Annotated in this window: 22 protein-coding genes; 12 read left to right on the top strand and 10 right to left on the bottom strand. The window is 62.7% G+C overall.

Annotated features, from left to right (window positions below; genetic code table 11):
* The first annotated feature begins 135 nt into the window (after window positions 1-135).
* The 6 genes from ACWUKX_RS23510 to ACWUKX_RS23485 all read left to right on the top strand — a co-directional run bounded on the left by ACWUKX_RS23510 (window position 136) and on the right by ACWUKX_RS23485 (window position 7,024).
* Window positions 136-888 (top strand): FadR/GntR family transcriptional regulator, encoded by a 753-nt coding sequence (locus ACWUKX_RS23510; protein WP_456009278.1) that lies wholly within the window; start codon window positions 136-138, stop codon window positions 886-888.
* Between the two features lie 63 nt (window positions 889-951).
* Window positions 952-1,857, top strand: coding sequence for a 5-dehydro-4-deoxyglucarate dehydratase (kdgD, locus tag ACWUKX_RS23505; protein WP_456009276.1), 906 nt, complete (start codon window positions 952-954; stop codon window positions 1,855-1,857).
* A 90-nt stretch (window positions 1,858-1,947) separates the two neighbouring features.
* Entirely contained in the window at window positions 1,948-3,459 is a 1,512-nt protein-coding gene (locus ACWUKX_RS23500; RefSeq protein WP_456009274.1) for an ABC transporter substrate-binding protein, read from the top strand.
* An 83-nt stretch (window positions 3,460-3,542) separates the two neighbouring features.
* Entirely contained in the window at window positions 3,543-4,457 is a 915-nt protein-coding gene (locus ACWUKX_RS23495) for an ABC transporter permease (RefSeq protein ID WP_456009272.1), read from the top strand.
* A 3-nt stretch (window positions 4,458-4,460) separates the two neighbouring features.
* Window positions 4,461-5,384: an ABC transporter permease gene (locus tag ACWUKX_RS23490; RefSeq protein WP_456009270.1), complete on the top strand. Its 924-nt coding sequence runs from the start codon at window positions 4,461-4,463 to the stop codon at window positions 5,382-5,384.
* Window positions 5,381-7,024, top strand: a complete 1,644-nt coding sequence (locus ACWUKX_RS23485; RefSeq protein ID WP_456009268.1) for an ABC transporter ATP-binding protein — start codon at window positions 5,381-5,383, stop codon at window positions 7,022-7,024. The genes ACWUKX_RS23490 and ACWUKX_RS23485 overlap by 4 nt, the downstream gene beginning before the upstream one ends.
* Before the next feature lie 84 nt (window positions 7,025-7,108).
* Here ACWUKX_RS23485 and ACWUKX_RS23480 read toward each other — a convergent pair whose 3' ends face one another.
* Genes ACWUKX_RS23480 through araD form a run of 3 tightly spaced genes read right to left on the bottom strand, consistent with a single transcriptional unit; the run spans window position 7,109 to window position 10,516 of the window.
* Window positions 7,109-7,819: a ribonuclease activity regulator RraA gene (locus tag ACWUKX_RS23480; protein WP_456009267.1), complete on the bottom strand. Its 711-nt coding sequence runs from the start codon at window positions 7,817-7,819 to the stop codon at window positions 7,109-7,111.
* Between the two features lie 11 nt (window positions 7,820-7,830).
* Complete coding sequence (locus ACWUKX_RS23475; protein ID WP_456009266.1) at window positions 7,831-8,763, bottom strand: dihydrodipicolinate synthase family protein; 933 nt, start codon at window positions 8,761-8,763, stop codon at window positions 7,831-7,833.
* A gap of 10 nt (window positions 8,764-8,773) precedes the next feature.
* On the bottom strand, window positions 8,774-10,516 hold the full coding sequence (gene araD / locus ACWUKX_RS23470; protein ID WP_456009265.1) for an L-arabinonate dehydratase: 1,743 nt from the start codon (window positions 10,514-10,516) through the stop codon (window positions 8,774-8,776).
* A 240-nt stretch (window positions 10,517-10,756) separates the two neighbouring features.
* Here araD and ACWUKX_RS23465 point away from each other — a divergent pair, with 240 nt between their 5' ends.
* The 4 genes from ACWUKX_RS23465 to ACWUKX_RS23450 all read left to right on the top strand — a co-directional run bounded on the left by ACWUKX_RS23465 (window position 10,757) and on the right by ACWUKX_RS23450 (window position 14,895).
* Window positions 10,757-11,803, top strand: coding sequence for a Bug family tripartite tricarboxylate transporter substrate binding protein (locus ACWUKX_RS23465; protein ID WP_456009264.1), 1,047 nt, complete (start codon window positions 10,757-10,759; stop codon window positions 11,801-11,803).
* Window positions 11,804-11,884: 81 nt separating this feature from the next.
* Window positions 11,885-12,304 (top strand): tripartite tricarboxylate transporter TctB family protein, encoded by a 420-nt coding sequence (locus ACWUKX_RS23460; RefSeq protein WP_456009262.1) that lies wholly within the window; start codon window positions 11,885-11,887, stop codon window positions 12,302-12,304.
* A 13-nt stretch (window positions 12,305-12,317) separates the two neighbouring features.
* Window positions 12,318-13,820: a tripartite tricarboxylate transporter permease gene (locus ACWUKX_RS23455; protein ID WP_456009260.1), complete on the top strand. Its 1,503-nt coding sequence runs from the start codon at window positions 12,318-12,320 to the stop codon at window positions 13,818-13,820.
* Window positions 13,821-13,917: 97 nt separating this feature from the next.
* Window positions 13,918-14,895: a LacI family DNA-binding transcriptional regulator gene (locus tag ACWUKX_RS23450; protein ID WP_456009258.1), complete on the top strand. Its 978-nt coding sequence runs from the start codon at window positions 13,918-13,920 to the stop codon at window positions 14,893-14,895.
* A gap of 118 nt (window positions 14,896-15,013) precedes the next feature.
* Here ACWUKX_RS23450 and ACWUKX_RS23445 read toward each other — a convergent pair whose 3' ends face one another.
* The 7 genes from ACWUKX_RS23445 to ACWUKX_RS23415 all read right to left on the bottom strand — a co-directional run bounded on the left by ACWUKX_RS23445 (window position 15,014) and on the right by ACWUKX_RS23415 (window position 22,201).
* A complete protein-coding gene (locus ACWUKX_RS23445) occupies window positions 15,014-15,979 on the bottom strand; it encodes an ABC transporter ATP-binding protein (protein WP_456009256.1) in 966 nt (321 codons plus the stop codon).
* Between the two features lie 2 nt (window positions 15,980-15,981).
* Window positions 15,982-16,989, bottom strand: coding sequence for an ABC transporter ATP-binding protein (locus tag ACWUKX_RS23440; RefSeq protein WP_456009255.1), 1,008 nt, complete (start codon window positions 16,987-16,989; stop codon window positions 15,982-15,984).
* A 2-nt stretch (window positions 16,990-16,991) separates the two neighbouring features.
* Window positions 16,992-17,909 (bottom strand): dihydrodipicolinate synthase family protein, encoded by a 918-nt coding sequence (locus ACWUKX_RS23435; protein WP_456009253.1) that lies wholly within the window; start codon window positions 17,907-17,909, stop codon window positions 16,992-16,994.
* Between the two features lie 17 nt (window positions 17,910-17,926).
* Window positions 17,927-18,829: an ABC transporter permease gene (locus ACWUKX_RS23430; RefSeq protein ID WP_456009251.1), complete on the bottom strand. Its 903-nt coding sequence runs from the start codon at window positions 18,827-18,829 to the stop codon at window positions 17,927-17,929.
* Window positions 18,829-19,788, bottom strand: coding sequence for an ABC transporter permease (locus tag ACWUKX_RS23425; RefSeq protein ID WP_456009249.1), 960 nt, complete (start codon window positions 19,786-19,788; stop codon window positions 18,829-18,831). The genes ACWUKX_RS23430 and ACWUKX_RS23425 overlap by 1 nt, the downstream gene beginning before the upstream one ends.
* A gap of 83 nt (window positions 19,789-19,871) precedes the next feature.
* A complete protein-coding gene (locus tag ACWUKX_RS23420) occupies window positions 19,872-21,452 on the bottom strand; it encodes an ABC transporter substrate-binding protein (protein WP_456009248.1) in 1,581 nt (526 codons plus the stop codon).
* A 41-nt stretch (window positions 21,453-21,493) separates the two neighbouring features.
* Entirely contained in the window at window positions 21,494-22,201 is a 708-nt protein-coding gene (locus tag ACWUKX_RS23415; RefSeq protein WP_456009312.1) for a FadR/GntR family transcriptional regulator, read from the bottom strand.
* A 145-nt stretch (window positions 22,202-22,346) separates the two neighbouring features.
* On the opposite strand from ACWUKX_RS23415, the gene ACWUKX_RS23410 reads away from it, so the two are divergent.
* Window positions 22,347-23,318 (top strand): Gfo/Idh/MocA family protein, encoded by a 972-nt coding sequence (locus ACWUKX_RS23410; protein WP_456009246.1) that lies wholly within the window; start codon window positions 22,347-22,349, stop codon window positions 23,316-23,318.
* Complete coding sequence (locus ACWUKX_RS23405; protein ID WP_456009245.1) at window positions 23,315-24,310, top strand: Gfo/Idh/MocA family protein; 996 nt, start codon at window positions 23,315-23,317, stop codon at window positions 24,308-24,310. The genes ACWUKX_RS23410 and ACWUKX_RS23405 overlap by 4 nt, the downstream gene beginning before the upstream one ends.
* Window positions 24,311-24,319: the final 9 nt, after the last annotated feature.

The following is a 24,319-nucleotide window of genomic DNA, read 5'->3' as shown; positions in this document are numbered from 1 at the left end:
CGTGGCCGCATCAGCAAGCGAGCGCAGAAAGCCATATGATGACCTGAGGGCTTTGACAAATTTCATATGATGATCTCGCTTTTGACCCGCACTGGGAGTATGGATCCTCATGACCCGGCAAAGTTTGGAGGACCCATGCAGCAGGTCGAACATCGAACATCCCGCAGGTCATTCGTTTCTCAGGTCGCAGATGCGCTGCGCGGCCAGATCGAAGCCGGCTTTTATGCGCCTGGCGACAAATTGCCGACAGAACCCGCGCTGATTGACCGGTTCGGATTCAGCCGCACTGTGGTCCGGGAGGCCATTGCCGCGCTTCGCGCTGATGGGCTGGTGGAATCGCGGCAAGGCGCCGGCGTCTTCGTTCTCGGCCCGAAGCCCGTCGACGAGGGATTGAAGCTCTTCACCGACGAAACGAACAAGATCTCGGACATCATCGAAGAGCTCGAGCTGCGCATCGGCATCGAAGTCGAGGCAGCCGGCCTTGCCGCAGCCCGCAGTTCGCCGGCGCAGGAGGCCGAAATCGAGGCCCAGGTCGAAAGGTTCGCCGAACTCATGGCGCAAGGGCAACCCACCGACGAGGCGGACTTCCAGTTCCACATGGCGATCGCCACCGCAACGAACAACGCCAGGTTCAAGGCATTCCTCGAACATGTCGGCCGGAGGATGATCCCGCGGGTGAAGTTCAAGACGATGATGGGTGGCATCGACCCCTTGCCCAATCGCGACCATCCGATTCTGGAGGAGCACAGGGAAATCGCGGATGCGATTCTCGCCCGCGACCCGGAAAAGGCGCGTGAGGCGATGCGCCGCCATCTGGTGACGGGGATAAAGCGCTATCGCACCCTCACCGTCCGGCGCTCGACAAACCAGGACAACACCGGCGGTTGACTCGCCCGGATACTCATCATATGAATCGAAATGACATCATATTAATTTGCGGGATGAGTTCCTTTGTCGCCAGATGAAATCAAGTCGCGTGTCGCTTCAGGGCTGCTGTCGTTTCCGGTCACACATTTCAACGAGGATTTCAGCCTCAATCTCGAAAGCTATCGCGCGCATGTGGCATGGCTCTCGGGGTTCGGTGCCGCTGCCCTGTTCGCGGCTGGCGGCACGGGTGAATTCTTCTCCCTGTCGCCGGAAGAGGTCGCCGATGTTACCCGCGCGGCCAAGGATGCCTCAGGAGACGTGCCTATCATCGCCGGCTGTGGCTACGGCACGGCGCTCGCCACGGAAATTGCTCGCCGCGCCGAGGCTGCGGGGGCCGACGGTCTTTTGCTTCTGCCTCATTATCTGATGGAAGCCTCCCAAGAAGGGATATTCCGGCATGTCAAAGCCGTGTGCGAATCCACCGGCCTCGGCGTCATCATCTACAACCGTGCGAACTCGGTCGCCAATGCCGACACGGTTGCTCGCCTTGCCGACGCGTGCCCAAACCTCATCGGCTTCAAGGACGGCACTGGCAAGATCGATCTTGTCCGCCACGTCACCGCAAAACTTGGCGATCGGCTCTGCTACATCGGTGGCATGCCCACGCATGAGCTCTTTGCCGAAGGCTTCAACGGCGCCGGAGTGACGACGTATTCCTCTGCGGTCTTCAACTTCGTGCCGGAATTGGCACAGCGCTTCTACATGGCGATGCGGACAAGCGATCGCGCCGCAATGGAAGAAATCCTGCACAACTTCTTCTTCCCCTTCGCGGCTTTGCGCGATCGAGAACAAGGTTATCCGGTGTCGATCATCAAGGCAGGCGTCGAAGTCATAGGACGGACACCCGGCCCACTTCGTCCGCCGCTGACGGATCTGAAGCCGCAGGAAAAAGACGTGCTGCGCGGACTGATCGAGAAGATCGCCGCCTAGTCGCCGGGAGATCGGCAAATTGTTGGACGAACGGGACGAGGAGGTTCGTCCGTCGCACGCCAGCCAAAACGGATCAAAGGGAGGAGAGACATGAATAGAAGCGTTCATACGATTGCAGCTGTCGTATTGATGACCGCTGCCGCGTCATCGGCTGTCGCACAAGGTGCGGCGCAGGAAATCGGCGTCGTCCTGCCGGAGCAGCCGGCCAATCTGGAGCCCTGCGGCACCATCATCACAAATGTCGGCCAGATACTCAGCCAAAACGTTGTTGAATCGTTGACCGTCATCGATCCGACCACCGGGCAACCTCAGCCGAAACTGGCGACCGAGTGGACCAGCGTGGACCCGACGACCTGGCGGATCAAGCTGCGCGAGGGCGTGAAGTTCCAGGACGGAACCGAACTCAACGCGGATGCGGTTGCATTCTCCATCGACAGGATGATCAGCGGCAAGATCACTTGCAGCAACATAGCGAAATTCGGCGATGCCAAACTAACGCTAACGCCGGTCGACGACCTGACCGTCGAAATAAAATCGGACAGGCCCGAGCCCATCATGCCGACGCTGTTGAGCGTGGTCATGATCGTCTCGCCGAAGACACCAGTCGACCAGGCGGTGAACGATCCGGTCGGGACCGGCCCCTTCAAGCTGTCGACCTTCTCCCCGCAAACCGTGGTGCTGGACGCGTTCGACGGCTATTGGGGCAAGAAGCCGGAGATCACGAAGGCAACCTATGTCTGGCGGCCCGAATCCTCGATTCGAGCGGCCATGGTGGAAACCGGGGAAGCCGACCTGACGCCGTCGATTGCCATCCAGGACGCCAGCAATCCGGAGACGGATTTCGCCTATCTGAACTCCGAAACCACCGCGATCCGTATCGATGCCGCCGAGCCGCCACTCAATGACCTGCGCGTCCGCAAGGCGCTCAACCTCGCGATCGACTGGGAAGGCCTTGCGCAGCTGTTCGGCGACGACGTCAAGCGTGCGTCGCAGATGGTCGTCTCCGGGATCAACGGCCATGACGATGCACTCGAGCCTTGGCCGTATGATCCGGAAGAGGCGAAAAAGCTCATCGAAGAGGCGCGCGCGGCGGGTGTGGCGGTCGACACCGAGATCAAGCTCATCGGACGAAACGGCATCTATCCCAACGGCGCCGAAGCGATGGAGGCCATGATGACGATGTGGCAAGACGCCGGCCTCGACGTCAAGCTTACGATGCTCGACGTCGCCGACTGGCTACGCTATCTGCAAAAGCCGTTCCCGCCGGAGCGTGGCCCCAATCTCCTGCAGATGATGCACGACAACAACAAGGGCGATGCGGCCTTCACGGTTCCGATCTTCTATCGGTCGAGCGGCAGCTACTCGACCGTGGCCGATCAGGCATTCGACAAGGAGATAGACGAGGCCCTGGCGGCGACCGGCGAGGCCCGCACGAACAGCTTCAAGGCGATCTTCGGCAAAGCCCGCAACGAAGTGGTGGCGGACATCCCGATGTTCCATATGATCGGCTATACCCGCGTTGGCACCAGGCTGGAATGGAAGCCCGATATCACCACCAACAGCGAAATACCGCTGGCCAACATCGCTATCAAAAAAGACTGAGTGATACGCGGGCGCCGGGTCCGATCGTGGTCCTGCGCCCCTGACCCGTTGCCTCCGTCGATATCCGTCCAAGGGCATCCCAAATGATTACCTATCTTGGACGCCGGGCGTTCCACAGCATTCTGTCGGTCATCGGTCTGTTGACGCTGGTCTTTTTCCTGACACGGCTCACCGGCGATCCTTCCGCCTTGTACCTGCCTCTGGACTCGACTGCGGAAGCCCGGGCCGCGTTCGCGCGGTTGAACGGCCTCGATCAGCCGATCTATTGGCAGTTTCTGGAGTATCTGCGCGATCTTCTGCAGCTGGATTTCGGTGAATCGCTGCGCCAGAACCGCTCGGCGATGCAGGTCGCGCTTGAGGCGTTCCCGGAAACGCTGAAGCTTGCCGCCGTCGCGATCACGCTGTCGACCGCTTTGGCTATCCTTGTCGGCTCTCTTGCGGCGGCGCGACCGGGCGGCATGTTCGACCGTGTCGCCAGTCTCATCTCTCTGGCCGGCGCAAGCGCACCGGATTTTTGGGTCGCCATCGTCGGCATCCTGGTCTTCGCCGTGGGGCTCGGACTTTTGCCGACATCGGGCACCGGAACCTGGGCCCATTGGATCATGCCCACCTTCGTGCTGATGCTTCGCCCGTTCGGTCTCCTGGTGCAGGTCGTGCGCGGAACGATGCTGTCCGCGCTTGCCTCTCCATACATCAAGACCGCAAGGGCCAAGGGCCTGCCCCGACAGAAGATCATCTTCGGGCATGCGCTTCGCAACTCGCTGCTGCCCGTCGTCACGGTCGCCGGCGACCTGGCGACCAGTCTTGTCAACGGCGCCGTCGTCGTGGAGTCGATATTCGGCTGGCCCGGCATCGGCAAGCTGATGATCGACTCGATCATCCAGCGCGATTTTGCCGTCGTCCAGTCGACCATTCTGGTGACGGCTACCGCCATCTTCATCCTGAACATCGCGATCGACCTGCTCTACGCGGTTCTCGATCCGCGCATCCGGTACTGAGCCATGACGATCATCACCCCCGACACCAAGCCGGCGGCCGTTCCAGGCAGCGGCAGCATGCTTCTCGCCTATTTGACTCGCGACAAGCTTGCGCTCGCCGCCGCTATTTTCCTGGCGATCGTCGTGATCGCGGCGATCCTTGGCCCGTGGCTGGTGGGCGACGCCGCTTCGCGGCTGGGGCTGCGCCAGCGTAACCTCGCCCCCTTCTCGCTGACCAGCGGCTGGATCTACGTCCTTGGCGCCGATACCCTCGGCCGGCCCATCCTGGCCAGGCTGATTGTCGGCGCGCAGAATACGTTCGGCATTGCCGCGGCGGCGGTATTCGCGTCCATGCTGGTTGGTGGAACACTCGGCCTGATAGCGGGCTATTCGGAGCGCTGGTACAGCCATCTCATTCTGCGCCTGGCCGATGTCGTCATGAGCTTTCCGTCGCTGCTGCTGGCGCTCATCGTGCTCTATACGCTCGGCCCGAGCATCACCAACCTGGTAATCGTTCTCGCCGTCACGCGAATGCCGATCTACCTCCGAACGGCGCGCGCAGAAGTGTTGGAGTTGCGCGAGCGCATGTTTGTGAGCGCGGCGCGCGCCATGGGTGCGAAGCCGGCCCGGATCATCACCCGCCATATCGCACCCCTCGTCCTGCCGACACTGGTGACGATTTCCGCCATTGATTTCGCGACCGTCATTTTATCGGAATCAGCGCTGAGTTTCCTTGGCCTCGGCATTCAGCCGCCGGATTTTACCTGGGGTGCAATGGTAGCAAACGGCCGCGGCTATCTCGCGACCGCCTGGTGGATCGCATTCTGGCCAGGTCTTGCAATCATGCTGACCACGCTGTCGCTCAACATCCTCTCGAACTGGGCGCGCACCGTCGCCGATCCGCAGCAACGCTGGCGTCTTCAGACATTGCGAAAAGCTGCCCGATGAGCAACACAACCAATCCCATTCTCAAAGTCGACGGCCTGACCGTTGATTTCCTTTCGGACAATGAGCCGGTACGCGCCGTCGACGACGTCTCTTTCCACGTCAGCCGTGGCGAGACGCTCGTGATCCTCGGCGAAAGCGGTTCGGGAAAGAGTGTGAGCACCAGCACGGTGATGGATCTCATCGATTGTCCGCCAGGCGATATCGTGGCCGGCTCCTGCCTCTTCGATGGCGTCGAACTCTCAGGCCTCGGCGCGGAGTCGCGCAGAAGCATCAACGGCCGCAGGATTGCGATGATCTTTCAGGATCCGCTCGCTTACCTGAACCCCGTCTACACGGTGGGGCGCCAGATCGGGGAGGTCTATGAGAGCCACGACGCGGGCAGCAAGGACGCACGCGCCAAGACGATAGAACTGCTTCGGCGCGTGGGCATTCCAGAGCCGGAAAACCGCGTCGACTTCTATCCGCATCAGTTCTCGGGCGGACAGCGCCAGCGCGTGATGATTGCCATGGCGATCGCGTTGAAACCGGACATCCTGATCGCCGATGAGCCGACGACCGCTCTGGACGTCAGCGTGCAAGCTCAGATCCTCGATCTGCTGCGCGATCTCCAGCGTGAGACCGGCATGGCGTTGATCATGATCACCCACGACCTCGAAGTCGCCTCGTCCATGGCGGACCGGATTATCGTCATGAACGGCGGAAAGGTCGTGGAGACAGGCATCGCCAAGGATGTCTTCAGCAATCCGCAGCACGCCTATACGCGCCGCCTCATCTCCGCCCTGCCCCACGGCAACGCAGCGGAGGCGCCGAACAAGCGTTCGACGACGATTGCAGGCGAAATCCTGCTCAAGGTGGAACATCTCACCAAGCACTATGTGCTTGCTTCCGGAGCCTTCACCAGCAAGCGGACGTTCAAGGCGGTGGATGACATAAGCTTCGAGGTCAGGAGAGGAGAAACGCTCGGCATCGTCGGCGAGTCCGGCTCCGGCAAATCGAGCGTCGCACGCATGCTGTTGGGGCTGAACGCGCCAAGCTCGGGCAAGGCCGTCTTCGCCGGGGAAAACATCTTCGAGATGAACGAGAAGCGTCTTATGGCGTTTCGGCGCAAGGTCCAGATGGTCTTCCAGGATCCATACGGATCGATGAATCCCCGTATGCGCGTTTACTCCATCATTTCCGAACCCTGGGTGATCCACCGCGATATTCTGCCGAAGAACAGGTGGAAGGCTCGAGTGGCAGAGCTCCTGGAATTAGTTGGGCTGTTGCCGGAGCACGCCGACCGCTACCCGCACCAGTTTTCCGGCGGTCAGCGGCAGCGCATCGCCATTGCGCGCGCGCTTGCGAGCGAGCCGGAACTGATCGTCTGCGACGAGGCGGTTTCGGCGCTCGACGTCTCTATTCAGGCGCAGGTGATCGACCTTCTGGCCGACCTTAGGACCAGGCTCAGCCTCTCATATATCTTTATCACACATGATTTGCCGATCGTGCGCCATTTCGCGGACCGGATCATGGTCATGAAAGATGGAAGGATCGTCGAGGAAGGCCAAACCTCGGCGCTGTTCGGGGCGCCTCGCCACGAATATACGCAAAGCCTGTTACAGGCTGTTCCCAGGCCCAAATGGCTTACGCAAGCTCAATAGCTCTCATCCGGGCTTAGCGCGACCAACGCTTTGCCAGTGCCAATGCCCGTGGCGCGGAGACTGCTCGGCTCGGGAATAAGGACGCTAGCGACCTTGTTCCACGCGCCACGCCTTGAAGGCTTCGGCGTGCTCGTCTCGTGTGCAGGGATAGAGCCCGATGATCGGGACTCCGTCTTTCACCCGTTCGACCACGAAATCCTCGTAGACTGTCATCTCCACCGCCTCGTCCGCGATCTCGCCGGCAATTCCTTGGGGAACCACTATCACGCAGTCGTCGTCCCCGACGACGATGTCGCCTGGGAAGACTGCGACGTCGCCGCAGCCGATCGGCATGTTGAGATCGAGCGCCTCGTGCAGGGTCAGGTTGGTGGGGCTTGAAGGCCGGGCGTGGTAGGCGGGCATATCCAGCTCACCAATCACGGCCGCGTCGCGGAAGCCGCCGTCGGTGACCACACCGGCCACGCCGCGCACCATCATACGCGTGACCAGAATGTCGCCTGCCGAGGCGGCTCGGGCATCCTTGCGGCTGTCCATCACCAGAACGTGCCCCGCCGGGCAGGTCTCGACGGCGACGCGCTGTGGATGATCCGGCTTGCGGAACTCGACGAGTTGGTTGCGGTCCTCGCGCGCGGGAATGTAGCGCAGCGTGAAGGCAGGGCCGACCATGTTGCGGCCTTTGCGCTTCAACGGATGCACACCCTGGATCACCTGGTTGCGTAGCCCGTGCTTGAAGAGCGCGGTGGCGAGGGTAGCGACGGACACGCCCATAAATTTCTCGCGCAGTTTTTCGTCCATTGTCGGGGTCCTCAATTGCGGTTCAAAGCTCGTTGCGGCGCCCCCGCCCTCAGCTCGTTGGCGTTGAGGAAGGCATCGAGCCGTGCCTGCTGCACCGCGGTGAGCGGCCAAGCCGAAGGTGGGCGCGTGGGCCCGCAGTCGATACCCTGCGCGATCAGCGCTGCCTTCACGCCCGTGACGTTGGTGCCGGCCATCTCCTCGGCGCGAATGTCCTCGAAGGTACGCATCCCCTCGATAAGCGCGTTCGCCTTCGCGAAATCGCCGGCCTCCAGGGCCGCATGGATCGCAAGCGAACGTTCGGGCCAGACATTGATCAGCCCCGACGTGAACCCTCGCGCGCCGACCGCGTAGAAGACCGGCGCCCAGACCTCGGCCAGTCCTCCGACCCAGACGATGGACGGGTCGCAACCAGCCCGCGCTTCAGCCAGCCGAAGCGGATTGGGCGTCGCCCATTTGACACCCTTGACACCGGGGAGGTTGCAAAGCTCGGCGATGGCGCGCGTGCCGATCGCATCGTTGCGCAGATAGAGCATCATGGGCAGGCCACCCGAAGCATCGGCCACCGCGTTCATATAGTCGACGAGCCCGCGCGGCGCGACAAACGCATCGGGAGGCTGGTGAACCATCAGCGCCACGGCTCCGGCCTCGGCGGAGGCTCTCGCGAGCCGCTGCGCGTCGCGAAGACCCCGTCCCACCCCTGCAAGCACTGGCGCACGACCGGCTGCGAGGGCAACGACCTCGCGCACCATCGTGACCGCCTCGTCGGTGGTAAGTGCGTAGAACTCGCCCGTGTTGCCGTTGACCACCGGCATGTGCAGGCCGGCATCGAGCGCCCTGTCAAGGATCGGGGCCAGCCGTTCGGGCGCGATCTCGCCCCGCTCGTCGTACGGAGTAACCAGTATACCCGATATTCCGGTCAGCGCCTGGTCGAGGGAAAGTGTCATGTCGGGCCTTTCAGAAAATGTCCGGCTCGCCCGCCGGCGCGCCGAAATCGCGTTCGAGGAAATCGAAGTCGCAGCCCTTGTCGGCCTGAGTCACATGGCGCGAGAACATCCAGCCCCAGCCCCGCTCGAAGTGCGGCACCGGATGCCGCCACGCAGCGCGGCGCCGGGCCAATTCGTCGTCGTCCACCAGCATGTCCAGACGTCGGTTCGGAAGGTCCAGCCGCACGATATCGCCGGTGCTTAGCAGGGCGAGTGGCCCGCCGATGTAGGATTCCGGCGCAACATGCAGCACGCAGGCTCCGTAAGACGTTCCCGACATCCGCGCGTCCGAGATGCGCAGCATGTCGCGATGACCCCGCTTGATCAGTGCCTTGGGAATGGGAAGCATGCCCCATTCGGGAAAGCCCGGTCCGCCCTGCGGGCCCGCGTTGCGCAGCACCAGAACATGATCTGGCGAGACGTCCAGATCTTCGTCGTCGATCGCCGCCTTCATCTCCGGATAGCTGTCGAAGACCAGCGCGGGCCCTTCGTGGACATGGAATCTGGGATCACAGGCGGCTGGCTTTATCACGGCACCGTCCGGGCAGAGATTGCCGCGCAGCACGGCGAGCGACCCTTCGTCATAGACCGGGTTGGACAGCGGACGGATCACGTCGTCGTTCCACACCTGTGCGCCCTCGAGCGTCTCGCCGAGTATCTTTCCAGTGACCGTCAGCACTGAAAGGTCCAGCCGGTCCTTCAGCTGCGCCATCAGCGCGCGCAGGCCGCCGGCATAGTAGAAGTCCTCCATCAGGTAGTCCTTGCCCGAAGGTCGGACATTGGCGATCAGCGGAGTGATGCGGCCGAGCGCGTCGAGATCATCGAGCGTGAGCGGCACGCCGGCGCGCCGTGCCATCGCGATGAGGTGGACCACGGCGTTCGTCGAACACCCCGTGGCCATGGCCACGATCGCAGCGTTCCTGATGGCCGCGTCGGTAACGATCCTCTCGGGCGTGAGGTCCTCCCACACCATCTCGACGATCCGCCGCCCGCATGCCGCCGACATGCGTTGGTGGTTGGAATCGACGGCCGGGATGGAGGAGGCGCCCGGCAGGGAAAGGCCCATTGCCTCGGCAATGGCGGCCATCGTCGAGGCGGTGCCCATGGTCATGCAGACGCCTGCCGATCGCGCGATGCCGCCTTGGATGCCCAGCCACTCGTCGTCGGAAATGTTGCCCGCGCGCCTCTCGTCCCAGAATTTCCACGCGTCCGAACCAGAGCCCAAAGCCTTCCCGGCATAGTTCCCGCGCAGCATCGGCCCGGCAGGCAGATATATCATTGGGACGCCGGCGCTTAGCGCGCCCATGACAAGCCCTGGCGTGGTCTTGTCGCAGCCCCCCATCAGCACCACGCCGTCGAGCGGATGTGAGCGGATCATCTCCTCAGTCTCCATCGCCAGCATGTTGCGGTAGAGCATCGAGGTGGGCTTGGTGAAACTTTCGTCCACGGAAAGCGCGGGCAACTCCACGGCAAAGCCGCCGGCCTGGGCGACACCGCGCTTCACGTCCTGCGCGCGCTCGCGAAAATGCGCATGGCAGGAGTTCAGCTCCGACCAGGTGTTGAGGACGCCGATCACCGGCTTGTCGCGAAAATCCTCTTCGGAATAACCGAGCTGCATCAAGCGCGACCGATGACCGAAGCTGCGCAGATCGTCCGGCGCGAACCAACGCGCCGACCGTAGCGACTCCGGTGTCCTTCGCTTGTCTTCGGGCATGACATCCTCCATGCGTATTGCTTGATGTATGCGGTAACATTCATGTTTGTCAATTTGGCGTGACCACACAGATTGCGGTTTTCTGCCTGCTAGATCGTCATGGTTGACAAAAGCGCCCGTTTTCGTGCATGAGAATGTATGCGCTAACATCAAGCGCATGGGAGTGGGTTGCGTGGCAGCGGGAGATTGCCGCGCGACCCTGAGATCGCGCCGCGGGATCCGCGGCCTAGGGAGGACATCATGAAACTGACCCGCAGATCCCTTCTCGCAACAGGCGCCGGGGCCGCCGTCGCGCTTGCAAGCCCGTTCGTTGCGCGTGCGCAGAGCTTGCCGCGCAACATCCGCATGGTCATCGGTTCGACTTCGACGGGCGGCGACACTTACCAGAACTCGTCGATCGTCGCCGAAGCGCTGGCGCAGAAGCTGGGCGTGAACATTCGCGTCGACCCGGTGGGCACCAATGAGGCGCTGAACGCCACCGGCCGCGATTCCCGCGGCACGACGATCATGCTGCACCACGACCAGATCTACCTCTCCTACCTCTACGGGGTGCCGGGCGTCCCCGATGCCTTCGCTGATTTCGCGATCGGGCCAACGGTGGCGATCAACCCCGGCGATTGCTTCCTCGTCCCCAAGAAGTCCCCCTATCAGTCGATGGAGGACGTCTTCGCGGCGGCCGCAAAAGGCGAGAAGGTTCGCGTCGCTATCCAGCCGGGCGGCGTCTCGGAGATCGGATTCACCGGCATGCGCAATGCTGCCAGGGTGCGCAATGCCGGATCGGAAGCCAACATCGTGGCGGTCAACACCGGCTCGCAGGCCGACAAGAACCAGGCGATGTGGGACGACCTGGCCGACGTCATCAACGGCTCGATCCAGGCCAACGAGCAGTTCACGCAACTGCCGGAGCACGACCGCACCGCGATGCGCTTCGTCTGGATCACCGCGCGTCCCGAGACGCTGGCGCAGGCCCCCGAGGCGGGAATGGGTGGAACGAGCCGGGAAGCGATGCTCAAATTCGCCAGCCCCCAGACCAGCGTCACGCTCGACGGCAGTAAGGACTTCACCTTCGACAAGGAGTTTTTCCTGCTGTTCAACAAGGAGATGGACGCCGGCATCGCGTCCGAGATCGACGGCGCGCTGAAGGAAATCTACGCCGCCGGAGAAATCCAGAAGCGGCAGACCAAGGCCTTTTTCATCCCCAACTACCTGCCGCAGGCCGAGGCGAAGGCGCATCTGACGTCCAAGCGGGATACAGTGGCCTCGATCATCGAGAAGCTGAAGGGCTAGGGGTACAGCCTTTCGTCTTCAACCGCGTCCGGCCCTGCACGCAGGCCGGGCGCTGCACTTGCATGGAGGAGCACACGGCAGATGGGCGATTTCACGCGCGTCACGATCGATTTCCAGACATCACACCTGGTGTTTCCGACACTGATCGGCGGTATTCTGCTTTTCTTGGGGATGGCCATACTCGTCACGCGCCGGCAGGCGATCGCCGGCGCCGGCCGCTACTGGTCGCAGACCCTGGCGGCGATGGACAAGCCGCGCTTCTTCGGGACGATCGCTTTGACGCTGGTTTATTTCCTGCTGATGGTGCCGGTCGGCGACATCTGGCCGAACACAGGGATGGGGTTCCTCATCTGCTCGATCCCGTTCGTGGCGCTTAGCGGGCTGCTCTACTTGCAGGAGCGGACGAGATCCGCCATCGCCGTGCTCGGCGTGGTGGCGGTCGCGGCGCCCCTGCTGGTGTGGTGGGTGTTCGCCCACGTGTTCTTCCTGACGCTGCCCTGACCAGGAGAACCCAATGGAACTGTTCGGTTTCGTCACGCCTCTGTTCGTTCTGCTGATCGCCGGCGGAACGGCGATCGGCATCATATTCGGCGTCATTCCCGGCCTGACGGCGACGATGGCGGTGGCCGTCTGCCTGCCGATGACCTACTCGCTCGGGCTCGAGAACGGTCTCGCTTTGCTGATCGGACTCTATGTCGGGGGCATTTCGGGCGGGGTCGTGCCGGCGATCCTCATCGGCATACCAGGCACGCCGTCGTCGATCGCGACCACGTTCGACGGCTTTCAGATGGCCCGCCAGGGCAAGGGCGAACAGGCGATGCGCATCAGCATCATAGGCTCGCTTATCGGCGGACTAATCTCCCTGGCGGCGCTCTACCTGTTCACGCCCTGGCTGGCCGATTTCGCGATCCGCTTTTCCTATGTCGAGAAATTCCTGATCATCCTGTTCGCGCTGACGGTGATGGGCGCGCTGTCGAGCGATATGCTGTTGGGCATCTTCTCCGGCTTCCTCGGCATATTCATTAGCCTCGTCGGGGTCTACGACGTCACCGACGGCGGCAACGGGCACTCTCGGCTGATACCGCCCGGCATGGAAGAGATCCTCTACGGGGGCTTCTCACTGCTACCCGTGTTGATCGCGCTGTTCGGACTGACGACTGTTTTGGAGGAGGCCGAGATCGGCATGCCGAAGGGGCCATCCGTCAACGACCTCGAATCCGGGAGCAGGTCGAAGTTTTCGTGGTCGATCTTTCGCGGCCAGACGCTCAATCTCATCCGCTCGTCGGGCATCGGCACCTTTGTCGGCATCCTGCCGGGGATCGGCGGGTCGGCGGCGTCGATCCTTGCCTACACGGCGGCAAAGACGAGTTCGTCGCATCCCGAGACCTTCGGCAAGGGCGAACCGGCGGGCGTCATTGCTTCCGAGACGAGCAACAACGCGCTGACCGGCGGGGCGCTGGTCCCGCTGTTGTCGCTCGGTATACCGGGCGATTCGACCACCGCGCTGCTGATCGGCGCCTTCGCCCTTCAAGGCATCCAGGTCGGGCCGCTGTTCATCGGGCAGCATCCGGACACGTGGAACTCTATGATCGTCGCGATGCTGCTCGCCAACCTGGTCACCTTCGCGATGATGTATTACGCGATCCGGTGGTTCTCGATGGCGGTGGCGATCCCGAAGGCGATCCTCTATCCCGTCATCCTGATGATGTGCGTTATCGGTGCCTACACGATCAACTACGGCATCATGTTCGACGTCTGGACCCTGCTGTTCTTCGGGGTGGCGGGCTGGGTCGGCGTCAAGCTGGGGCTTGAGGTGGCGCCGTTCATCATCGGCTTCATCCTCGGGCCTTCGGCCGAAATCTACTTCGTCAAGAGCCTGGAGTCGTTCGGTGATCTGACGATCTTCTTCACGAAGAGCTGGATCGCCCTGTTCCTGTGGGGGTTGATCGCGGCATCGATCGCGGTTTCCGTCGTCATCGGCCGTCGGCGGCGCGCAGAGGCGCTGGCCGGCGGGTGAAGCTTGCGTTGGAGGCGACGGAAGAAATAAATCAAGCATGACCGCAGAAGAGATGCCGAGTCGCGCAAGGCGCAAACGCCCGTCGGGAGCGGTGACCATGCAGACCGTGGGGCGCATGGCAGGCGTCTCGCAGGTGACGGTCTCGCGCGCGCTTTCGGAACCTTCGAGGGTTTCCCCAGAAACATTGAAGCGCATCCACGAGGCGATCCGCGTCACCGGCTTCGTGCCCAACGCGCTCGCCGGAGCACTGGCTTCTCAGAAGAGCATGCTGGTCTCGGCACTCGTGCCGTCGATCACGAACATCGTCTACGCCTCGATGATCGCCACGTTCAACGCGCGCATGCGCGCAAGAGGATACCAGATCCTTCTGTCGGAGACTGGCTTCGATGCAGGTGACGAGGAGGTGCTGATCGCCACCCATCTTTCACGCCGGCCCGACGCCGTGCTCCTGACAGGCATCCATCACTCGACACAGGCCCGGCGGATGCTGCTTGCGGCAGGGATTCCGGTTGTTGAAGTCTGGGACATCAGCACGACGCCGATAGACATCTGTGTCGGCTTCTCCCATGTCGATGCCGGTCGCGCGGCGGCCGACTTCGCGATCGACTCGGGATATCGGCGCGCCGCATGCGTGTCGGCCGGAGACGAGCGCGCCCGTCGGCGCCAGCAGGCATTTTCGGAGCGCTTCGAGCAGCGCAGCGGTCACGCGGTTTTCGCTGCCGCCTTCAATGAACCGGCGAGCCTGGCAAACGGCCGGTCCGGACTTTCGCGGCTGCTGGAGGAGCAAGGCTTCGAGGGCGGCGTGGTGTTCTGCAGTTCCGATCTGCTTGCGCACGGGGTTCTGATCGAGGCGCATGCGCGAAGCCTCTCGGTGCCGGGAGACATCGCGGTGATCGGCTTCGGGGACCAGGATTATGCCGCCCATGTGGACCCTGACCTGACCACCGTACGCGTCGACCGCGAAGCCTTGGGAGCCGCCGCCGCCGAGGCCATCCTGTCCCGCTTCCGCGGCGAGGAACAGCCTGAGAATGTCATCAACATCGGATTCAAGATCATCCGGCGAAAATCCGCCTGAGTGCGCGCCGATTGGGTCTGTTACGTTCGGTAGGACGCGAATACCTGGCGCAGCCGAAGCGACGAGGGCTTGCAACCAACAATATTTGCGTTTGGTGGAACACCGCGCGCCGGCTTGCCTAGCCGATGTCGTCGCGAATGCAGGCCTTCAGATGGCCATCGGACGTTGCCCGCAGCGGTGGGACAATGCCAGCACAAGCGTCCAGGGCAACCGGGCAACGGGTTCGGAAAACACACCCGGTTGGCGGATTTGCGGGGCTTGGAATGTCGCCGTTCAGCACCTGCCGGCCCTGCTTGGCCAGTGGGTCGAGCGACGGAATGGCCGAAAGCAGCGCGCGGGTATAGGGATGCTGCGGCCGGGCATAGAGCGCGGCCGCCGGTGCAACTTCCATGATGCGGCCGAGATAGAGAACGATCACCGTGTCGCAGATATATTCGACGACGGCCAGGTCGTGCGAAATGAACAGCATGGTCAGACCGAGCCGGACCTGCAGGTCGCGCAGAAGATTTATGATTTGCGCCTGAATGGAGACATCGAGGGCAGAGACCGGCTCGTCGGCGACGATGAATTCGGGTTCGAGTGTAAGCGCCCGGGCGATGCCGATGCGCTGACGCTGCCCGCCCGAAAATTCGTGGGCGTAGCGGTCATAGGCATCGACTGGCAACTCGACCGCAGCAAGTGCTTTCTCCGCCCTCGCCCGCCGCTCGCGCCTGTTGCCGATGCCCTGAATATCCAGGCCTTCGGTCAGGATCTGCCCGATGGTCATGCGCGGCGACAGGCTGGCGAACGGATCCTGGAAAATATACTGCATCTTTCGGCGCTGGCGAGCCAGCGGCCCGGCGCTCAGCTTGGTGATATCGATGCCGTCAAAGCTTATTTCGCCGGATGTCGGCTCGATGAGACGCAGCACCGATCGGCCGATCGTGGTCTTGCCCGATCCGGATTCACCGACGAGGCCGACCACCTGGCCGCGCGCAATATCGAAGGAAATATCTTCCAGCGCCCTAACGACGGGACCGCGCGAGAACGCCGTCGGCGCAAAATGCTTGGTCAGATTCCTGACCGAAAGGAAGGGGGCATTCATCGTCAGAGATCCTTCCAACGCCAACAACGGCTATGCTGGGTCGACGTCGCCGCGAACAATGGCGGCACCGCGGCGCGGCAGGCGTCGACAGCCATGGCGCAACGCGGCGCGAAGGAGCAGCCCTTAGGCAGCAAGGCCAGCGACGGAACATTGCCGGCGATGGTCGGAAGCGGCGTTCCTGCTGCCTTCAGCGAGGTGGCCTGGCCAAGCCGTGGCACCGAACGCATCAGCCCCGCGGTGTAGGGATGACGCGGACGGGTGAACACCTCGCTCACCGGACCCGATTCCACGATGCGCCCGGCATACATCACCGCGACCCGGTCGGCGATCTCGGCAACGACGCCCAGATTGTGCGTGACGAACAGAATGCCCATGCCGCGCTGCGCCTGCAGCTCGGCCAGCAGGTCGAGAATCTGCGCCTGGATGGTGACGTCGAGCGCGGTAGTCGGCTCGTCGGCGATCAGCAAGGTCGGATTGCAGGATAGGGCCATGGCGATGGTGGCGCGCTGGCGCATCCCTCCCGACAGCTCATGCGGGTATTGCCGCGCCCGCCGATCGGGATCGGGAATGCCGACCTGAGCCAGCAGCCGCACGGCGTCGGCGGCCGCATCGCGATGCGACTTGCCAAGATGGATGCGGATCGGCTCGGCGATCTGTTCGCCGATCGTGTAGACCGGATTGAGGCTGGTCATCGGCTCTTGGAACACCATGCCGATGTCGTTGCCGCGCACCTTGCGCAGCGACTCAGGATCGAGGCCGGTCAGCTCGGTGACCGTGCCATCCCTGCGCCGCAGCGCGATCGATCCCTCGGCGATGTGTCCGATCTTCTTCGGCAGCAGGCCGATGATCGACAGGCTGGTGACGGACTTGCCCGATCCGGACTCGCCGACGAGGGCGACCGTTTCACCCGATCCGATCGTCAGATCGAGGTCCTGCACGGCGGCAATGTCGCGTCCCGCGATACGGAACACCGCCCGCAGACCGGAAATCGAGAGAATCGGAGCGTCCACGGTCAGCGCAGCAACCCGACGTCGCGAAGGATGATTTCGACCTTTGCGGTTTCCTCGTCGTTCAAGCTGCGTTGCGGCCGCGCCATGGTGTTGGAGGCGATGATGCCGAGGCTCTTCATCGCGGTCTTGAAAGCGCCAACGCCGGCCGAGCCGGCGCTTGTCCTGCCGAGCGAGATCCAGACGATCTCGAACAGCTTCAAAAGCCGCTCCTGTTCCACGCGGGCTTCGGCGTGCTGACCCGTCTGCATCAGGGTCCACAGCTTGACGTAGCCGTGCGGGTCGACATTGGCGAGGCCCGGCACGACACCATGCGCGCCCATGGCTAGCACGCTGTCGACCAGGATCTCGGATCCGGTCATGCCGAAGAAATTCGGATCGTCGGCCATATCCTTGAGCACATAACGCAGGTTGCCGTCATCGCCGCTGGAATCCTTGATGCCGGCGATAGCGCCCTCGCTAGCAAGGGCAACGGTGGTCTTACGCTCCAGCTTGACATGGACGCAGACCGGAATGTCGTAGGCGATGATGGGAATGTCGACCGCGTCCTTGATATAGCGGAAGTGGTCGCCGATCTCGGGCTGGCTGGTGCGGGCATAAAACGGCGCGGTGACGACGACCGCGTCGGCACCGGCCAATCTGGCTATCTTGGCATGGTTGATGACACGATCGGTTGTCGGGTCGATGACCCCGGCGAAGATCGGAACGCGGCCGTTGTTGACCTTGACCGCGTGCTCGATGATGGCCCTGCGGCCGGGCTCGTCATGGAAGACCACCTCGCTGGTCGAGCCGAGCACGAAGAGCCCGTGTACCCCGCCGTCGAGCAGGTTCTCAATCGTCCGCGTGAACGACGGAAAGTCGACGCTGAAATCGGCATTGAGCGGGGTGACGACAGGTGGCACGACACCGGTAAACAGGGGCATTTTGAAAAACCTTTGGGTCAGTTGAGATCGGAACGAGGGTCGAATGCATCGCGCAGGCCATCGCCGATGAAGTTGATGGCCAGGACGGTGAGCACAAGCACGGCGCCGGGAAACATCCATTGCCAGGGATATTGTTCGAGCACCACGGTGGAGCGGGCGAGATTGAGCATGTTGCCCCAGCTGGCTTCGGGCGGCGCGATGCCGAGGCCGAGAAAGGAGAGACCGGCTTCGAGCAGAATGGCGTTGGCGATCTGCAGCGTGGCGTAGACGACAAGAATATCGATGCAGTTGGGCAGGCCGTGACGGAACAGGAGATGCGGCAGCCCCGCCCCCATGCCGCGGGCGGCGACGACGAAGTCACGCTCGCGCAGCTCGAGCAGCCGGGCGCGCACCATGCGCGACAGCACCGGCCAGGAGAGCAGCGAGATCACCAGGATGGTCGGCGCAATGCCAGTGCCGGCTATCGAAGCGAGCACGAGCAGGAAGATCACCGGCGGCAGCGTCATTGCGAGGTCGACGAAGCGCATCACCGTGCCGTCGACAAGACGCCCGCCGAAGCTGGCGACGGCGCCGACGAGGAAGCCGATGACGATCGAGATGGCGACGGAGCAGACGGCGACCAGCAGCGAGATCCGGCCGCCTTGCATCAGCCGGGCCATGACGTCGCGGCCGACGCCGTCGCTGCCTAGCCAATGAATGGCGGACGGTCCCTTGTTGATCGCCCTGAGATCGATGGCATTGGGGCTGAACGGCCACCATAAATGATAGGTCGAAACCGCCAGCAGGATGGGGACGACGATAAGCAGACCGGCGCGGGCCGCACGATTCTCAAAGAAACGGTCAAGCGCGCGGCGGAGCGGTCCTTTGGTTTGCGGCACGGCTGTCGGGTCGACTGTCGGATCTGGCGCAGTGATTGTCATCACGACACCTGAATGCGCGGGTCGACGACGGCATAGACGATGTCGGTCAGGAGATTGACCAGAATGACGCAGATGCCGATTACCAGAGTGGCGCCCATGATCACCGGGTAATCCCTCGTGCCTACCGCGTTGACCAGCAGCAGCCCCATACCCGGCCAGTTGAACACGCTTTCGAGGAAGATGGCGCCGCCGATCGCGATGCCGACCGTCGAGCCGATCAGGGTGATAACAGGCAAAAGCGCATTGCGCGTCGCGTGCTTGATGATCACCCAGAATTCGCGCACTCCCTTGGCACGCGCGGTTCGCACATAATCCTGGTTGAGCACTTCCAGCAGCGACGCGCGCATGTAGCGCATGATCAGCGCGGCGTGTCCGATGGACAGCAGGCAGGCGGGCAGGACGAGGTGCGCGAGCACATCCGATACGGAAAAGGGTGCGCCGGCGGTCTGCATGCCGCCTGATGGCGCCCAGCGCAGCAGCACCGAGAAAAAGTACAGCCCGAGAAGTGCCGTCAGAAAAGCCGGGCTGGAGATGCCGACGAAAGCAACCACCGACAGGATGATGTCGGGCAGCGCGTTACGGCGGACGGCGGAGAAAATGCCGGCGGAAATGCCGAGCACGATGGCGATGGCCAGGCCCGTACCCATCAACAGCGCGGTTGGGCCGATGCGCCCTATGACCAGCGGCAGCACGGCAACGCCGCTGCGTTGGATCGAATAGCCGAAGTCGCCGCTGAGTGCTGCGCGAAGCCAGGCGAGGTATTGCACGGGAAGCGGCTGGTCGAGCCCAAGTCGGTCGCGCAGGACTTCGAGGTCGGAAGCAGACATCGGGCTGGACGGGTTGATATATGCGTCGATCGGATCGCCGGGCGCCAGCCGCAGCAGAATGAAGATGAGGATGCTTAAGGCGACCAGCATCAACAGTCCTGTAGCGCTGCGGCGGGCAATGAAACTCAGCATTGGCTGTCCGTAATGATGGTGAGCGGAGCCGGCATCATGCCGGCGCCTTGCACGGCGGGCTGGGAGTGGCCTGCCAAGCGTTGTTACTCGATGTCCCAGCGCTCCGGGTGAGCCGCATAAGGACCGCCGGCCGGCGCCGGCGTCCAGACGAAGTCGCGCAGCTTGTTGGAGGCGACGCCATAGCGGTTGGCCACCCATAATGTCGCCCAGGGCAGATCCTTGTTCATCACCTTGCAGACTTCCTGCCAGGATTTATCGATCTTGGCCGGATCGGTCTGGCCGAGCGCAGCGTCCAATGCAGCGCTCAGATCGTCGAACTCGATGCGCATGGTGTTGAAGCCTGCCGGCGGAATCTGGGATTTGTTGAGACCAGGGCTGATGCCAGCCGGATTCGGACCGTTCTGCAGGCCGGCATAGACCATCGCAAATGCGTTCCAGTCCGGCGTGCCTTCCTTGTAGACGATGCCGTTATAGGTCGGCGTATCGACGACACGCGGCACCACATTGATCCCGACCTCGGCCAGCATCGACTGGATGGCGGCCATCACATTGGCCGCTTGCGGCGAGCCGTAATAGGTCAGCAAGGTGATGGGTTTGTCGCCGTTGATCTTTTCCCAGCCCGCCTCGGCAAGCAGAGCCTTGGCCTTTGCCGGATCGTACGCATAGGGTTCGAGGCCTTCGGGGAGCAGATGCGGCGCGACGTAGCCGCAGTTGGCCGGTTTGGCCGCGCCGCCATAGAGGCTCTCGATGATGGCATTGCGATCGATCGCGTGCATGATCGCCTGGCGGACGCGAACATCCCTAAAGAGCTCGACCTTCTGGTTGAGGCCGATGTAGTTGACCACATAAGAAGCGCCCTCGATCACCTTGAAATTGCTGTCGCTCTTGAAGGATACCGCGTCGTCGGGCTCGACATAGGTGAACTGGATTTCGCCGGCGCGCAGCGCGGCAACGGCCGCCGCCGGGCTCTCGAAATACCGGTTGATGAGCACATCGACCTTCGGCTTGCCGCTGCGATAGTCGTCATCCGCGGCCAGCTCGACATATTGATCGCTGACATAGCGATTGAATTTGAAGGGGCCGGTGCCGACCGGCGTGGTGGACCACCAGGTGCTTGTGGCCAGCGTTTCTGGCGGCATCCCGGCCAGAGCATGCTCCGGCAGGATCATCACCTGCGAGAGAATGGACAGGAAGGAGCCGTTGGGCTTCGACAATTTGACGACCACGGTGCGATCGTCCGGCGCGTCGACCGACGCGATGTCGCCGAGACGCGCGGCAAACAAGCTGCCGGAGGCTTTGTTCCTGGCGAGTTCAAGCGTAAACTTGACATCCTTGGATGTGAACGGCTTGCCGTCGTGCCAGGTCTCTTGGACAAGGTTGAACGTATAGGTCAGTTGGTCGTCGCCGACCGTGTAGTCCTTGGCCAGATCGCCTTCGAGTTCGGTCAGTTCGGCGTTGTAGATCACCAGCGGTTCAAAATAGGTGCTGAGCCAGGTAAAGCCGCCGGTCGCAGCCAGCGGGTTGAAATTCTTGGGAAAGCCGCCGGGGCCGACGTCGAAGCCCCCGGTTATGGTCTTGGCGCCCTGTGCCTGGACGCTGGTGGCCAGGCCGCCGAGCAGCAGTCCGGTGATGGCCAGATGACGAGCGATAGTCTTGATGCGCATGGTTTCCTCCCTTGGCATTTGTCAGGTAGTTCGGCGTTGGGTCAGGTGGTTCGGTTTTTGGCGATGACTTGCTGAATCCCCCTGTAGTGGTCGTCGAGGCGCTGACGCGCCCGGTCGACATCCTTGGCGGCGACGGCCTCGACGATCTCGTGATGGTCGCGCCATGTCGCCAGCGGTGTCGGATTGTCGAGGCTGGTGAAATTCGAGGCCTTGTTGAACGCCACCCAAAAAATGTCGATCAGCGCGCTCAGCATGTGATTGTTCTGGCAGCGGAACAGCAGCTGGTGGAATTGCTGGTCCTCTTCGGCAAAGCTCTCCTGGCGCTCGGCGCGCCGCCGCATGCTTTCGGTCAGCTGGCGCAGCGCGGTGATGTCTTCGGCGCTGATCATCTCGATGGTCTTGGCGATGAGGCCGGTTTCAAGGACGCGGCGGATCTCGCGCAGCTCCTCCACGTCGCGCAACGAATCCTGCAGGCCATATGCCAAATTATCCAGCAAAGGCTTGAACGAGAATTCCTTGACGAACACGCCGATGCCGCGACGCGTCTCCAAAATACCGATCGACTCCAGCGCTTTGATCGCTTCCCGCACCGAGTTGCGGCCGACGCCGAGCCGCTGCGCCAGGAAGGTCTCCGGAGGCAAGGGATCGCCTGCCTTGAGCTTGTTGCTCTGGATATAGTTCCTGAGGCTCTCCTGCACGCTGACGTGAAGCAGCGGCGGTCGGGTCAGCGGTTCGATCGACTCCGACATGGATTTGGGGTCCGAGATCGATTTGGGTTCCGACATTTTGCTCCAAGCGCCGCCGCAATTGCGCCGATGGCGCCCGCAAAGCGGTCGATGCTTGTAGCATAGCGACTTGTAGGATATCCTGCAAGCAGGAGGATACACCACTGAAATGAAGATTATCCTGGCCGGCTCAAGCCATTGGCACGCCGAAATGCATCTCGACGCTGCACACTCATGTGACGCCGAAATAGCCGGCATTTGGGATGAGGACGCGGAGTATGCGCGCGCCTTCGCGACGCGTCATCATCTGCCGTTCATTGCGGATTTTGCGAAAATCCTCTCCAGCCCGCCGGACGTGATCCTGCTGATGGGACATCCTTCGACCGTACCGGCGCGGGCGCGGGCTGTCATCGAAGCCGGCATGCCGCTGATCCTGGAGAAGCCGGCGGCGAGCAGCGCCGCAGCGTTGGCCGCGCTGCGAGACCTGGCGAGGCAGCACCAGGCCTTTGTCAGCGTTCCTCTGCCCAACCGCTTTGGACCGGCCGTCACTGCCTTTGAACGGCTGCGCCGGCAAGGCCGTGCCGGTGCGGTTGCGCATTGCCAGTTCCGGCTGGTCAATGGCCCGCCGCAGCGCTATGCGGCCGAAGGTGTCGCCTGGGTCGTGGATCCGGCAATCGGTGGCGGTGGCGCGCTGAGGAACCTCGGCATACACGGCGTCGACGCCGCGCTCAGCCTGGCAACCGGCGGACTTCAGCTGAAAGCCGTTGCGATCGAGAACCGCATTCACCGCGCCGCGGTCGAGGACCATGCGCTGCTTATGCTGGAAGATGCTGCCGGAGCCTTGTTCGTCGTCGAGGCAGGATACACGTTCGCGTCGATGCGCCCCGGCGGCGATTTCGAATGGCGCATCGTCAGTGAGAATGCCACCCTCATTGACTATGGCGACCGCGCCATCTGTGCGACGCTCGACGATGGCGCTATCGTTGACTTGCCGATCGAATTGCCGGCGACGCGCTACCGCCTGTGCATGGGCGACACGCTCGACCGGCTGGCCCGCAAGGCGCCGCCGGCGACTTCAATCGATGACTATGTTGCGGCGATGTCGCTTATCGACGTCGCGTATGAAAAGGCAGGACGATGACTGGAATAGGCATTATCGGAGCGGGCGATTTCGGTGCGGCCCATGCAAGGGCAATCAAAGAAGTGCACGGCCTGCAGCTCGTCGCATCGTGCCGCGGGAATAACGATGCCCTGGCCGGCTTCACCGGCGAACATGGTGGTCGCGGCTACACCGATTGGCGCAAGCTGCTGGATGACAAGGATGTCGACGCTGTCCTCATCGCCAGCCCTCACCACCTCCATGCCGAGATGGCGATCGGCGCAGCAGAGGCCGGCAAGCACATCATGCTCGAAAAGCCGATGGCGCCGACGGCAGCGGCCTGCGATGCGATCAATGCCGCCGTGGCCGCCGGTGGCGTCAAGCTGATGGTCGCCCATCTCATGCATTTCGCCCTGCCCTGCATGGCAGCCAGGCAGATGCTGGAGGAAGGAGCGCTCGGCCGGCCTCTCATCGGATCGAGCTGGATCATCAAGCTCTGGATGGAGCACAATCGCCGCGACTGGCATCTGCGCAAAGCAACCGGCGGCGGCATGCTGTTGACGGCCGGTATTCATGCGCTCGACCGCCTGGTCTGGCTGATGGATGACGATGTCGTTTCGGTGAGCGCCATGCTTGGCGCCAAATTCCATGAACACGAAGCCGATGACACCGCCCTGCTCGGACTGCGCTTCGCCCGCGGCGGGCTCGGCCAGGTGCAGAGCGTCGGCTATCGCAATGGCGCCACCACCTACGCCATGGACCTGGTCTGCGAGCAGGGAACGCTGCGCATCGACATGGACCGCGGCACGATGCTGGGGCGCGATACGGTCTGGACCGACCTGCCCGGCTCGTTCGAGCCGAACTGGATGCACAACGCGCTGGTGCGCGAATGGACGGCGATGCGCGATGCCATTGCGGACGACAGTTCGGTGCCAATCTCCGGCGCCTATGGGCGCAAGATTATCGGCATCATCGAAGCCGCCTTTGCCTCGAACGAGGCTCGGCGCGAGCACGAGATCGCCGGTGCGCGCTGAACCGGACGA

The organism is Mesorhizobium sp. f-mel (assembly GCF_053850215.1).
This window is presented reverse-complemented; position numbering and strand designations above follow the sequence as displayed.

What these genes read in the sequence shown, in the direction of transcription:
- ACWUKX_RS23510 (WP_456009278.1), top strand. Translation starts at nt 136, where the DNA reads ATGCAGCAGGTCGAACATCGAACATCCCGCAGGTCATTCGTTTCTCAG.
- ACWUKX_RS23500 (WP_456009274.1), top strand. Translation starts at nt 1,948, where the DNA reads ATGAATAGAAGCGTTCATACGATTGCAGCTGTCGTATTGATGACCGCT.
- ACWUKX_RS23495 (WP_456009272.1), top strand. Translation starts at nt 3,543, where the DNA reads ATGATTACCTATCTTGGACGCCGGGCGTTCCACAGCATTCTGTCGGTC.
- ACWUKX_RS23490 (WP_456009270.1), top strand. Translation starts at nt 4,461, where the DNA reads ATGACGATCATCACCCCCGACACCAAGCCGGCGGCCGTTCCAGGCAGC.
- ACWUKX_RS23485 (WP_456009268.1), top strand. Translation starts at nt 5,381, where the DNA reads ATGAGCAACACAACCAATCCCATTCTCAAAGTCGACGGCCTGACCGTT.
- ACWUKX_RS23480 (WP_456009267.1), bottom strand. Translation starts at nt 7,819, where the DNA reads ATGGACGAAAAACTGCGCGAGAAATTTATGGGCGTGTCCGTCGCTACC.
- ACWUKX_RS23475 (WP_456009266.1), bottom strand. Translation starts at nt 8,763, where the DNA reads ATGACACTTTCCCTCGACCAGGCGCTGACCGGAATATCGGGTATACTG.
- araD (WP_456009265.1), bottom strand. Translation starts at nt 10,516, where the DNA reads ATGCCCGAAGACAAGCGAAGGACACCGGAGTCGCTACGGTCGGCGCGT.
- ACWUKX_RS23465 (WP_456009264.1), top strand. Translation starts at nt 10,757, where the DNA reads ATGAAACTGACCCGCAGATCCCTTCTCGCAACAGGCGCCGGGGCCGCC.
- ACWUKX_RS23460 (WP_456009262.1), top strand. Translation starts at nt 11,885, where the DNA reads ATGGGCGATTTCACGCGCGTCACGATCGATTTCCAGACATCACACCTG.
- ACWUKX_RS23455 (WP_456009260.1), top strand. Translation starts at nt 12,318, where the DNA reads ATGGAACTGTTCGGTTTCGTCACGCCTCTGTTCGTTCTGCTGATCGCC.
- ACWUKX_RS23450 (WP_456009258.1), top strand. Translation starts at nt 13,918, where the DNA reads ATGCAGACCGTGGGGCGCATGGCAGGCGTCTCGCAGGTGACGGTCTCG.
- ACWUKX_RS23445 (WP_456009256.1), bottom strand. Translation starts at nt 15,979, where the DNA reads ATGAATGCCCCCTTCCTTTCGGTCAGGAATCTGACCAAGCATTTTGCG.
- ACWUKX_RS23435 (WP_456009253.1), bottom strand. Translation starts at nt 17,909, where the DNA reads ATGCCCCTGTTTACCGGTGTCGTGCCACCTGTCGTCACCCCGCTCAAT.
- ACWUKX_RS23430 (WP_456009251.1), bottom strand. Translation starts at nt 18,829, where the DNA reads ATGACAATCACTGCGCCAGATCCGACAGTCGACCCGACAGCCGTGCCG.
- ACWUKX_RS23425 (WP_456009249.1), bottom strand. Translation starts at nt 19,788, where the DNA reads ATGCTGAGTTTCATTGCCCGCCGCAGCGCTACAGGACTGTTGATGCTG.
- ACWUKX_RS23420 (WP_456009248.1), bottom strand. Translation starts at nt 21,452, where the DNA reads ATGCGCATCAAGACTATCGCTCGTCATCTGGCCATCACCGGACTGCTG.
- ACWUKX_RS23415 (WP_456009312.1), bottom strand. Translation starts at nt 22,201, where the DNA reads ATGTCGGAGTCGATCGAACCGCTGACCCGACCGCCGCTGCTTCACGTC.
- ACWUKX_RS23410 (WP_456009246.1), top strand. Translation starts at nt 22,347, where the DNA reads ATGAAGATTATCCTGGCCGGCTCAAGCCATTGGCACGCCGAAATGCAT.
- ACWUKX_RS23405 (WP_456009245.1), top strand. Translation starts at nt 23,315, where the DNA reads ATGACTGGAATAGGCATTATCGGAGCGGGCGATTTCGGTGCGGCCCAT.